The sequence below is a fragment of the Micromonospora sp. 15K316 genome (genome assembly GCF_004348525.1).
In the GTDB taxonomy this organism is placed as follows: Bacteria; Actinomycetota; Actinomycetes; order Mycobacteriales; family Micromonosporaceae; genus Micromonospora.
Genome location: NZ_SMKG01000184.1, coordinates 1 through 11952, shown reverse-complemented (window position 1 = coordinate 11952; position 11952 = coordinate 1). Strand labels below are relative to the sequence as shown.

Annotated in this window: 8 protein-coding genes; 2 read left to right on the top strand and 6 right to left on the bottom strand. The window is 72.5% G+C overall.

The window, feature by feature from the left end; genetic code table 11:
* Nucleotides 1–72: 72 nt before the first annotated feature.
* A complete protein-coding gene (locus E1211_RS25185) occupies nt 73–1038 on the bottom strand; it encodes a DMT family transporter (RefSeq protein WP_132351548.1) in 966 nt (321 codons plus the stop codon).
* An 85-nt stretch (nt 1039–1123) separates the two neighbouring features.
* On the opposite strand from E1211_RS25185, the gene E1211_RS25180 reads away from it, so the two are divergent.
* A complete protein-coding gene (locus E1211_RS25180) occupies nt 1124–1666 on the top strand; it encodes a CGNR zinc finger domain-containing protein (protein WP_132351546.1) in 543 nt (180 codons plus the stop codon).
* Between the two features lie 270 nt (nt 1667–1936).
* Here the strand turns inward: E1211_RS25180 and E1211_RS25175 are convergent, their stop codons facing one another.
* From E1211_RS25175 to E1211_RS25155, 5 genes are all read right to left on the bottom strand, one after another.
* The gene (locus E1211_RS25175; RefSeq protein WP_207915505.1) at nt 1937–3346 is read right to left on the bottom strand and encodes a class II fumarate hydratase; all 1410 of its coding nucleotides are present in this window, start codon (nt 3344–3346) and stop codon (nt 1937–1939) included.
* Between the two features lie 45 nt (nt 3347–3391).
* Nucleotides 3392–6373: an AfsR/SARP family transcriptional regulator gene (locus tag E1211_RS25170; RefSeq protein ID WP_132351542.1), complete on the bottom strand. Its 2982-nt coding sequence runs from the start codon at nt 6371–6373 to the stop codon at nt 3392–3394.
* A gap of 265 nt (nt 6374–6638) precedes the next feature.
* Nucleotides 6639–8306: a fumarate hydratase gene (locus tag E1211_RS25165; RefSeq protein ID WP_132351540.1), complete on the bottom strand. Its 1668-nt coding sequence runs from the start codon at nt 8304–8306 to the stop codon at nt 6639–6641.
* A 138-nt stretch (nt 8307–8444) separates the two neighbouring features.
* The gene (locus tag E1211_RS25160) at nt 8445–9881 is read right to left on the bottom strand and encodes a PQQ-binding-like beta-propeller repeat protein (RefSeq protein WP_132351538.1); all 1437 of its coding nucleotides are present in this window, start codon (nt 9879–9881) and stop codon (nt 8445–8447) included.
* A gap of 137 nt (nt 9882–10018) precedes the next feature.
* Nucleotides 10019–10507 carry an Lrp/AsnC family transcriptional regulator gene (locus E1211_RS25155; protein ID WP_132351536.1) on the bottom strand — a complete coding sequence of 163 codons (489 nt, stop codon included), beginning with the start codon at nt 10505–10507 and terminating at the stop codon, nt 10019–10021.
* Between the two features lie 137 nt (nt 10508–10644).
* Here E1211_RS25155 and hppD point away from each other — a divergent pair, with 137 nt between their 5' ends.
* Complete coding sequence (hppD, locus tag E1211_RS25150) at nt 10645–11853, top strand: 4-hydroxyphenylpyruvate dioxygenase (RefSeq protein WP_132351534.1); 1209 nt, start codon at nt 10645–10647, stop codon at nt 11851–11853.
* The last annotated feature ends 99 nt before the right edge of the window (nt 11854–11952 follow it).

Here is an 11952-nt window from a genome sequence, read left to right as displayed (position 1 = left end):
GGGCCGGGGCCAGGGCAGGACCGGGGCCAGGGCAGGCCCGGGGCCAGGGCAGGCCGGGCAGGCCCGGCGGGGTCAGCGGTCGGCGGCGAGGGCCGGTTCGGGGATCGCGTGGGGCGCCGTACCGGTCTCGCGCTGTTCGCCGAGGCGTACGAGCGCGACCCCGGCCACGATCAGCACGCCGCCGAAGAGCTGCACCGTCTTCGGTAGTTCGCCGAGGACCAGCCAGGCGATGAGGACGGCGAACATGACCTCGGTCAGCCCGACGAACGACGACAGGCGGGGCCCGAGGATCCGCGCCCCGGCGATCCCCGTCAGGTACGCGACCACGGCCGCGACCAGGGAGAGACCGGCGATCGGCACGAGCCAGCTGGTCTGCTGCCCGGCGAAGCCGACGGCCCCGAAGACGGCGTGCAGCGGCAGCACCCCGACGAGCCCGAGGACGGCCAGCGCGGCGGCGCCGACGCCCATCCCGCCGCTGGCGAGCACCACCGAGGGCAGTTGGTCGTCGACGCGACCGGCGAGCACGAAGTAGCCGGCCAGGCCCACGGCCGCACCCAACCCCCAGAGCACGCCGAGCACGTCGAGCCGCGCGGCGCCGGTGAGGTCGAGCACGAAGACCAGGCCGGCCAGCGCCGCGACCGCGCCGGCGACGGTCAGCCGACGGGGGCGCTGCTTGTGGACCAGCCAGGTCCAGGCGACGACCAGGATGATCCCCAGGTACTCCAGGAGCAGCGCGACGCCGACCGGCAGGTAGCGGACGGCGTTGAAGAAGCAGACCTGGGCGAGCGCCACCCCGAGCAGCCCGAAGACACCCACCACGCCGAGGTTGCGCCGCAGCACGGGCCACCGGCCGCGTAGCGAGAGCGCCGCCGGAACGGCGAGCACCAGCGCGGCGATCCCGACCCGGGCGATCACGGCGGACGGGGCGGACCAGCCGGCCTCGATCAATGACCGGGCGAAGGTGCCCGAGGTGGCGAACGTGACCGCGGAGAGCAGGGCGAGGCCGAGGCCGAGTCCGGCGGCGGGCGACTTCTGCATCGCGCCTCCCTGGCGAGAAACGACGGTAATGGGCAAACTAGGGGTACGCCGATGACGCTAGGTGGCCGTCTCAACAGGAGTCAAGTTGCTTTTTGCCCATGACACCGAATGCTCGTTGATCGCCGCCGCCGCCCTCGTCAACACCGCCGGTGGCGCCGAAGGGCTACCCGACGTGACCGCCCTCGACCAGTTCTACGTCGCGCACGCCTACACCGGACGGCACGAGCACACCGAGGCCGAGTTGCGATCGGTACGCGAGCTCCGGCCCCGGCTCCGCCGGCTCTGGGACGTGGACGTCCACGAGGTGGTGACGATCGTCAACGGCCTGCTCCGGGAACACGCCGCGCTGCCGCAGCTCATCACCCACGACGACGAGCCGTACCACTTCCACGCCGTGCCCCGGGACGCGCCGCTGGCCATCCGGATGGCGGTCGAGGCGGCCATGGCCGTCGCCGACCTGGTCCGCAACGGCGAGTTGAACCGGCTGCGCGTCTGCGCCCACCCCGACTGCGACAACGTGCTCGTCGACCTCTCCCGCAACCGGTCCCGCCGGTTCTGCGAGGCGGGCTGCGGCAACCGCGCCGCCGTCACCGCGTACCGGGCCCGCAAGGCGGCCGCCCAGGCGTAGCTCCCGGCACGGGTCAGATCGCCCACTGCGCCGCACCCGCACCGCGAGGGCCGCTCTTGCCCGGCCGGGCAAGCGGGACTCTCCCGGCCGGGCAAGAGCGGTCACGCACCCGGCCGGAAAGTCACGCACCCGGCCAGGAGGTCACGCACCCGGCCCGGAGGTCACGCACCCGGCCGGGATGATGACGCAGACGACTCAGTTCCAAAGGCTGCCCGCACCAGGTCCCCGGTCCAGGGTCGGCAGCAGGCCGCGAGACGGGACGCGCGGCATTCAGGGGTGGGTCATCCGGAGCAGGTCGAGCGCCTCCTCGAGCTGGGTCTCGGTGAGCTTCCCCGACTCCACGTGCCCGCGGGAGAGCACCACCTCACGGATCGAGATCTGCTTCGCGAGCGCCTCCTTGGCGATCGAGGCGGCCTCGTCGTACCCCAGGTAGCGGTTGAGCGGGGTGACGATCGACGGCGAGCCCTCGGCGTACGCCAGAGCCACCTCGGCGTCCGCGACCAGCCCGGCCACCAGGCGGTCGGCGAAGAGCCGGCTCGACGCGGCCAGCAGCTTGATGGACTCCAGCAGGTTGCGGCCCATCACGGGCAGCATGACGTTCAACTCGAAGTCGCCCTGGCTGCCGGCGAACGCCACCGCGGCGTCGTTGCCGATGACCTGCGCGCAGACCTGCCGCATCGCCTCGGCGACGACCGGGTTCACCTTGCCCGGCATGATCGACGAGCCGGGCTGGAGGTCGGGGATGCGCAGCTCGCGCAGGCCGGCTCGGGGCCCGGAGCCCATCCAGCGGATGTCGTTGGCGATCTTGTAGAGCCCGACCGCGATGGTCCGGAGCTGGCCGGACGTCTCGACCAGCGCGTCCCGGGCGCCCTGCGCCTCGAAGTGGTTGCGCGCCTCGGTCAGCGGCAGGCCGGTCGACTCGCGCAGCTTGCCGATCACCGCGGCGGCGAAGCCGAGCGGGGTGTTGATGCCGGTGCCCACCGCGGTTCCACCCAACGGCAGCTCGGCCAGTCGGGGCAGCACGCTCTCCAGCCGCTCGAGGCCGTAGCGGACCTGCGCCGCGTACCCGCCGAACTCCTGCCCCAGGGTCACCGGGGTGGCGTCCATCAGGTGCGTACGCCCCGCCTTCACCACGGTCTCGAACTCGGCCGACTTCGCCTCCAGCGCCTCGGCCAACTGCCGGAGCGAAGGCATCAGATCCTCCACCACGAACTGGGTGGCGGCCAGGTGGATCGAGGACGGGAAGACGTCGTTGCTGGACTGGGAGGCGTTCACGTCGTCGTTCGGGTGCACGTCACGGCCCAACTCCCGGCCGGCCAGCGTCGCGATCACCTCGTTGGCGTTCATGTTGGACGACGTGCCGGAGCCGGTCTGGAACACGTCGATCGGGAACTGGTCGTCGTAGCCGCCGTCGGCCACATGCGCCGCCGCCGCGGCGATCGCCGCCGCCACGTTCGCGTCGATCACTCCCAGCTCGCCGTTGACCTGCGCAGCCGCGCCCTTGATCTGGGCCAGCGCCTTGATCTGCGCCGGTTCGATCCCCCGGCCCGAGATCGGGAAATTCTGCACGGCGCGTTGCGTCTGTGCCCGCCACAGCGCCTCGGCGGGCACCTCCACCTCACCCATCGAGTCACGTTCGATCCGGTAACCCGGCACGTCTGGATTCGTCACGCGTACCATCCTGCCGCGCCGCACGGCGGTATGCAGATGATCGCGACGAGCGCCTCACTCCGGATCGGCCAGGCGCCGCCGCACCTCGTCCCGCTCCGGCGCCTCGAACTCGCTGAACAGCGCGAGCGCCCGTACCCAGTGCGCCCGCGCGCCCGCCGGGTCGGTGCCGGAGAGGCAACGGGCGATCCCGTCCAGGGCGCGGGCCTGCTCGTAGCGGGCGTTGAGCCGGGTGGCGTCGGCAAGCACCCGCCGGTGCAGGTCCAGCGCACTGGCCGCGTCCCCCTGGTCGAGCAGCGCCCGGGCCAGCAGGTTCCGCGAGACACACTGTCCGTTGCGGTCGGCGGCCTGCGTCATCGCGCGCAACGCCTCCCGGTGCCGGTCCATCGCCGCCTCCGGGTGGCCGCCCGCCCGCTCCAGCACGCCGATCTCGTTGAGCAGCTCGCCGACGCCGTACCGGTTGCCGAGCCGGCGCTTGATCGCGAGCGCGGCCAGGAGCCTCCGGCGGGCCGGCTCGCCGTGCCCCATCCTGGCCCGGGCCATCGCGATGTGTCCCAGCGCGTTGGCGCTGTCGTAGAGGGTGCCCGCCGTCCGGGCCAGCAGCAGGTGCCGGCGGGACACCGCCAACGCCTCGTCGAGCCGACCGGCGCTCAGCAGGACCGACGCCTGATTGTTGAAGACCGCGACGACTCCGGCGTCGTGCCCCTCCCGCCGGACGATGTGCAACGCCTCGGTCAGGTGGGACAGCGCCGCCGAGAAGTTGCCGAGGAACGCGTGGACGGCCGCGACGTTCTTGTGCGTACCGGCCCGTCCCAACGGGTCGCCCAGCCGCTCCCGCAGGCTGAGGGCGAGCTCCATCGAGGTCAGCGCCTCGCCGTAGCGGGCCAGCCGGTGGTACCCGGAGGCGAGGTAGTTGTGCATCGTGGCGATGGCGGCCTCGTCGCCGAGACGCTCCGCCGCCCGCAGCCCGACCGTGTGCGTCTCGATCAGCTCGTCCGGGTGGCCGGACGAGTACCAGTAGCTCCACCCCGCGAAGGCCAGCTGCCAGCAGTACTCGTACCAACCCTCCGCCTCCGCGAGCCGGACCATGGCGGTCAGGTTCGACCGGTTCTCCTCGAACCACCCGCGGCCCGGCGGTGCGCCCGTCTCCACCAGGTCGGGCCGGAGCATCGGCGGTCGCTGGAACGGCGCCCGGCTCGCCGACCGCTCGACCTGCCCGGCGGCCACCAGGGCCAGGTGCAGGCAGACGTTCAACATCCGCTCCACCGCGGCCGAGCGCTCGGCGGCGCGCGCCGGTTCGACGGTCAGCTGCCGGGCGTAGTCGCGCATCAGGTCGTGGAAGCGGAACCGGCCCGGCTCCGGCTCGTCGACGAGGTGCACGTCGACCAGCTCGTCGAGGAGGTGCTGCGCCTCGGGCAGCGGCACGTCCGCCAGCGCGGCGGCGATCACGGCGTCGAACCCGGTACCGGGGTGCAATCCGAGCAGCCGGAACATCCGCTGCGCGGTCGGGGTCACCTGCGCGTACGACAGGGCGAAGGCCTGCCCGACGGAGCGGTCGCCGGCCACCAGCTCGGTCAGGGCGTCCCGACCGGCGGCGAGCCGGGCGGCCAGGTCGGCGATGCGCCACCGGGGCCGGTGCGCGAGCCGCGCCCCGGCGAGCCGGATCGCCAGCGGCAGGCAGCCGCAGCGGCGCACCACCTCGGCGGCGGCCTCCGGCTCGGCTTCGACCCGCTCGACGCCCGCCACCCGCGCGAGCAGCTCGACCCCCTCGTCCGGGTCGAGAACGGCGAGCGAGGAGGGTCGCCCCTCGTCCAGCCCGGTGAGGCGCCGCCGGCTCGTGATCAGCGTCAGGGTGCCGGGACCGCTGGGCAGCAGCGGCGCCACCTGGGCGGTCGACGCCGCATTGTCGAGCACCACCACGGCCCGCCGGTCGGCCAACTCACTACGCCAGAGCGCGGCCCGCTCGTCGACGTCACCGGGTATGCGTTCGCCGGGCACGCCGAGCTGGCGCAGCAGCGCGGCGAGCGCCGCCGCCGGAAGGAGCGGCACCCGATCGCTGTGCCCGTGCAGGTCGATGAAGAGCTGGGCGTCGGGGTAACGGTCGACCAGCGCGGTGGCGAGGTGGATCGCCAGCGTCGTCTTACCGCTGCCGGCCATCCCGTCGACGAGCTGGACCCGGGTATGGTCCTCCTCGATCTCCTTGACCAGCCGCGCCAGCGTCTCCTGCCGGCCGGTGAAGTCGCTGATCGCCCGGGGCAGGCCACGCACCGGAGCGGGCGGACGGACCTCCGGACCGGCCAGCGCCAGGTCGCCGGCGAGCACCCGCTGGTGTAGCTCCTGCAACGCGAACCCGGGCTCGATGCCCAGCTCCTCGGCGTAGAGCTGCCGCCCCTCGCGGTACGCGGCGAGCGCGTCCGCCTGCCGGCCGACCGCCGACAGGGCGAGCATGAGCTGGCCGCGGAGCCGCTCGCGGAGCGGGTACCGGGCCACGGTCTCGGTCAGCACGTCCAGGATCTCAGCCGCGTCGCCGAGGCGCAGCTCGACGTCCACGCACTCTTCGAGAGCCGCGAGCCCCTGCTCGTCGAGGGCCTGCGCCCGCCGCCGTACGCTCCGGCTGGTGATACCGCTCAGCGCCGGCCCGCGCCAGAGCGCGAGCGCGGACCGGAAGTGGCGGACCGCCTGCGCCGGCTGGCCGGCGACGAGGGCGGCGCGGGCCGCGTCGACGTCCCGGGCGAACACGTCGGCGTCCACCTCGCCCGGCTCGGTGCGGATGCCGTAGCCGACCGGATCGCTGAGGATGGTGGTCGGGGGCACGCCGAGCTGGGCGAACCGGCGTCGGAGCCGGGACACGCAGGTCTGTATCTGGGCGCGGGCGGTGGCCGGGGGGCGCTCCTCCCAGACCGCGTCGACGAGCTCCTCCACCGGCACGATCCGGTTGGCCCGCAGCAGCATCATGGCGAGCACGATCCGGTCGCGCCCGGCGGTGACGGTGGCCTCGCCGGCACCGACCCGCAGGGGCCCCAGGATCCCGAACCGCATTCCCGCTCCCGTCCGAACCGGCGTAACGATCGCAGCGTAGCCCGCTGCTGACAGAAGGTCTTCCTCCGGTGATAGCGATGTGAGAGCGGATCGGCAGTGGAGAGGCGCAGTCTTGGTGTGTGGTGTCCGCACCGACATCCGACGGGGGCGGTGCGCCCGCCGGGAACCCCTCAGGGGCGGGCGCACCGACGTCGACCACCCGTTCGATCTCAGCCACGAAAATGGCGCCGGGCTCGTGCCCGGCGCCGTTTTTCCGTCGGTACGGTCAGCGGCGGCCGATGCTCAGCACCGGCTTGGTCACCTCGGCGAAGAAGTCGTTGCCCTTGTCGTCGACGACGATGAAGGCCGGGAAGTCCTCCACCTCGATCTTCCAGACGGCCTCCATGCCCAGCTCCGCGTATTCGAGCACCTCGACGTGCTTGATGCAGTCCTGGGCGAGCCGGGCGGCGGGCCCGCCGATCGAGCCGAGGTAGAAGCCGCCGTACTGCTGGCAGGCGCGGGTCACCTGGGCGGACCGGTTGCCCTTGGCGAGCATCACCTGCGAGCCGCCGGCGGCCTGGAACTTCTCCACGTATGCGTCCATCCGCCCGGCGGTGGTGGGGCCGAACGATCCGGAGGCGTAGCCCTCGGGCGTCTTCGCCGGGCCGGCGTAGTAGACGGCGTGGTCGCGCAGGTACTGCGGCATGGGCTCGCCGGCGTCCAGCCGCTCGGCGATCTTCGCGTGCGCGATGTCCCGGGCCACCACCAGCGGGCCGGAGAGCGACAGCCGGGTCTTCACCGGGTACTTGGAGAGCTCGGCGCGGATCTCGTCCATCGGCCGGTTCAGGTCGACGCGGACGACCTCGGAGGTGTCCAGCTGCGCGTCGGTGACCTCGGGCAGGTAGCGGGCGGGGTCGGTCTCGAGCCGCTCCAGCCACACGCCCGACGGGGTGATCTTCGCGACGGCCTGCCGGTCGGCGGAGCAGGAGACCGCGATCGCGACGGGGCACGAGGCGCCGTGCCGGGGCAACCGGACGACCCGCACGTCGTGGCAGAAGTAGCGGCCACCGAACTGGGCGCCGATGCCGAAGTCGCGGGTCAGCTCCAGCACCTGGGCCTCCAGCTCCAGGTCGCGGAAGCCGTGCGCGGTCATCGAACCGGAGGTGGGCAGCGCGTCGAGGTACTTGGCGCTGGCGTACTTGGCGGTCTTCAGCGCGTACTCGGCGGAGGTGCCGCCGATGACGATGGCCAGGTGGTACGGCGGGCAGGCCGAGGTGCCGATGAGCCGCAGCTTCTCGTCCAGGAACTGCATCATCCGCGTCGGGTTCAGCAGTGCCTTGGTCTCCTGGTAGAGGAAGGACTTGTTCGCCGAGCCGCCGCCCTTCGCCATGAAGAGGAACTTGTAGGCGTCCGGGTGACCGTCCGGGTCCTCGGCGTAGAGCTCCACCTGCGCGGGCAGGTTGCTGCCGGTGTTGCGCTCCTCCCACATGGTCAGCGGCGCGAGCTGGGAGTAGCGCAGGTTGAGCCGGGTGTACGCCTGCCAGACACCCCGGGAGATCGCCTCGGCGTCGGCGCCGTCGGTCAGCACGTGCCGGCCGCGCTTGCCCATCACGATCGCGGTGCCGGTGTCCTGGCACATCGGCAGGACACCGCCGGCGGCGATGTTGGCGTTGCGCAGCAGGTCGAGCGCGACGAACCGGTCGTTCGGCGAGGCGGCCGGGTCGTCGATGATCGACCGCAGCTGGGCCAGGTGCGCGGGGCGCAGGAAGTGGGCGATGTCGTGCATCGCCTCGGCGGTCAGCGCGGTCAGCGCGGCCGGTTCCACGGTGAGGAACCGGCGACCCCCCGGGCCGTGCACGACGTCGACGCCCTCATCGGTGATCAGGCGGTACTCCGTCTGATCGGGGCCGGTCGGCAGCAGGGGGGCGTACGAGAAGGCGGCGGCACTGCTCATGAGCGGAAAGCCTAGGGCAGACCGGTCGATCATTCCCACTCGCCGGTCCCCGCTGGGACGCCGCTCTCACCGAACCCGGGACCCGGGCGGATCGATCGCGCGGCCCCCGGTGCCGGAGGTGGGCGGCGGCGCCGACGGTCAGCCGCTGGTCCCGTCGGGGCAGAGCTCACGTTTCGGTCCGCAGCTGCCGTCGTCGCCGGGGGCCGGGGCGCTGCCACCCGGGCCGGGCGTGCCCCCGCCGCTCGGTGGGTTCGGCGCGTCGCCCGCCGTCGCACCGAACCGGACGTAGCCGATCTCCCGCCCCTCGCCGATCACCATGCCGGCCGGACCGACCGCGAGTGCGTTCGCCGAGGTGCGCAGCACGGCCAGCTCCTTTCCGGTACGTGGGTCCAGTGCGGTCAGCCGGGACGGCTTCTCGTCGGCGATCACCGCGGCGTACGGGGTGAGGGTCGCCCCCGCCTTGCCGCCCGCCGGCCGGGTCCACTGCGTGCGGTCGGTGCCGAGCCCCCGGGCGATGATCGTCCGCTTGTCGGCCGAGCGGACCAGCGCGTACCGGTCGTCGACGGCGAGCAGCTTCTCGCGGTCCGCGCCGACCCAGAGCAACCGGCCGTCGTACCCGTCGAGCACCGTCTCCCGGGCGTCCGGCGCGACCCCGATCAGCACGTTCCGCGCGCCCTGCGGGTCCTCCCGCTGTACGCAGCCGGCCTTCTCGGCGGTGCGCAGGTTGATTCCCGCCCGGCGCCAGGTCTCCCGGCCGGTGGCCGGGTCGACGCCGGAGATGGCGAAGTAGCAGTTGTCGTCCTGCGAGCGGGCGGCGATGCGCAGCAACCGCCCGCCGACCACGGAGAGGCGTTCCTCCCGGCCCGGCTCGACGTTCTGCAGGACGGCACCGGTGGCGGTGTCCACCACGTGCACCCGGCCGTCGACGGGGAAGCCGAGCAGCGGCGACACCGGCTCCGGGCCCGCGATCCCCTCGTCGAGCCGCTGCGCGGTGAGCCGCCGGGTGCCGCGCAGCCCCGGATTGTCCGCGAAGAGCCCGCTGCCCACCCCGGGCAGGAACGCCGTCCACAGTGGCTTGGTGCCGCGCGGGTCCCACGCGCTCAGCGTGCAGTCGGTCGGCTCGACGCAACGCGCGTCGAGCAGCAGGTTGCGGTACGTCCAGACGGCCACCGCGTCGTCGTCCCGCCGCCGGGTGACGCCGGTGGTCGGGTCGAGCACCTCGTACCCCTTGACCAGGAGCTTGCCCACGACGACGACCGCGTTCCGGTCGGCGCCGGCGACGGCCGCCCAGTCGGCCTTGCGCTCCCAGAGCTGGCCGCCGGTGGCGAGGGCGCGCGCCTCGACGCGGGTGCGCTGCTCGACGACGACTGTCTCACCGGCGATGGTCACGCTCTTCGGGGTGCCACCGATGCGCTGCTGCCAGACCACGTCCGGCTCGGCGATCGGCTCGCTCCGGTCGACCCAGTCCCACACCCCGGGGAACGGGTTCCACACTCCCGTCGCGGAGAGGGCGATGACGGCGATCAGCGCGAGCAGCAACACCACCCGTACGCCTCGACCCCTCCCCTTCGCCACACGCACACGGTAGCCACGATCAGGTAGCTCCCATACGCCCGTACCGCCGTGTCGCCGCGCTTTCTGCCGCCGAAGGTGTTAACAGGGGATCCCGCTCCGGCCACTGTCGACAGCGGCTCCGGCGTCGGCGGCCCTGCTCAGCGGCGGGCGGCGGAGCGGACCAGCGGGAGCGTGCGGTAGGGGATCTGCTCGGCCAGGGCGATGATCGTCGAGGCGCGGGTGATCCCCTCGGAGGAGACGATCTGGTCGATCACCCGCTGGAGGTCGGTGTTCGACCGGGCGACGATCCGGCAGAGCAGGTCGCTGGAGCCGGTGATGGTGTGCGCCTCCAGCACCTCGGGGATGCCGGCGAGGTGGGCGGTGACCGGGTCGTGCCCGTGCCGCTGGCTGATCTCCAGGGTGACGAAGCTGGTCACTCCGAACCCGATGGCCGCGGGTGAGATCTCGGGGCCGAAGCCGGCGATGACGCCCCGGGCAGCCAGCTTGTCGAGGCGTGCCTGGACGGTCCCGCGGGCCACGCCGAGTCGCCGCGAGCACTCCAGCACCCCGATCCGGGGCTCCTCGGCGAGCAGCTCGATCAACCGCGCGTCCAGGTCGTCGAGCTGGACATCCTGACCAGTGTTCATGGGGTTTCACTTTACGCAATGCACAAGCTGACCAGCATTTCGGCGAACTATTGCCCAATGCTCGGCGGCACCGCGATCCTCGGCACAAAGCAGGCACGGCGGCCCACGAGGCCGGCCGGTACGCAAGGGAGACCCCCATGACCCAGGCGATCGACCGACCCCAGTCCGGCGACGACACGGTCGATGTCGACCGGCTCATCGGCGCCGTCGACCACGACATCACCCGCGACCCCTTCCCGGTACGGGGCCTCGACCACGTGCACTTCCTGGTCGGCAACGCCAAGCAGGCGGCGCACTACTACTCGACCGCGTTCGGCATGACCTGCGTGGCGTACCGCGGCCCCGAGCAGGGCTACCGGGACCACGCCCAGTACGTGCTGACCAGCGGCTCCGCCCGGTTCGTGCTGACCGGCGTGGTCCGCCCGGACGCCGAGGGCGCCGAGCACGTCACCAAGCACAGCGACGGCATCAGCGACATCGCCCTGGAGGTGCCGGACGTCGACGCCGCGTACGCGCACGCCACCGCCCAGGGCGCGACCGGTCTCGTCGAGCCGCACGACGTGAGCGACGAGCACGGCACCGTCCGGACGGCGGCCATCGCCACCTACGGCGACACCCGGCACACCCTGGTCGACCGCTCCCGGTACACCGGACCGTTCCTGCCCGGTTTCGTGGCGCGCGGCCCGATCGTGGACCGGCAGCCGATGATCGACGCCGGCATCCAGCCGAAGCGCTTCTTCCAGGCCGTCGACCACGTGGTCGGCAACGTCGAGCTCGGCCGGATGGACGAGTGGGTGGAGTTCTACAAGCGCGTCATGGGCTTCACCAACATGGCCGAGTTCGTCGGCGACGACATCGCCACCGACTACTCGGCGCTGATGAGCAAGGTGGTCGCCAACGGCACCCGCAAGGTGAAGTTCCCGCTCAACGAGCCGGCGATCGCCCGCAAGAAGTCGCAGATCGACGAGTACCTGGAGTTCTACCAGGGCCCCGGCGCCCAGCACATCGCCGTCGCCACCAACGACATCCTGGCCAGCGTCGACGCGATGCGCGCCGCCGGCGTCGAGTTCCTGGACACCCCGGACTCGTACTACGACGACCCGGAGCTGCGTGCCCGGATCGGCGACGTGCGGGCGCCGATCGAGGAGCTGAAGGCCCGCAAGATCCTGGTCGACCGGGACGAGGACGGCTACCTGCTCCAGATCTTCACCAAGCCGGTGCAGGACCGCCCGACCGTCTTCTTCGAGCTGATCGAGCGGCACGGCTCGCTCGGCTTCGGCAAGGGCAACTTCAAGGCCCTGTTCGAGGCCATCGAGCGTGAGCAGGAGATGCGCGGCAACCTGTAACACTTGCCAGCGTGACGCAACCCCCGTCGTACCCGACGCCGCCGGCCGGTGGGCCTCCACCCACCGCCGGCGGCTTCGGGCCGCCCACCGGTCCCGCCC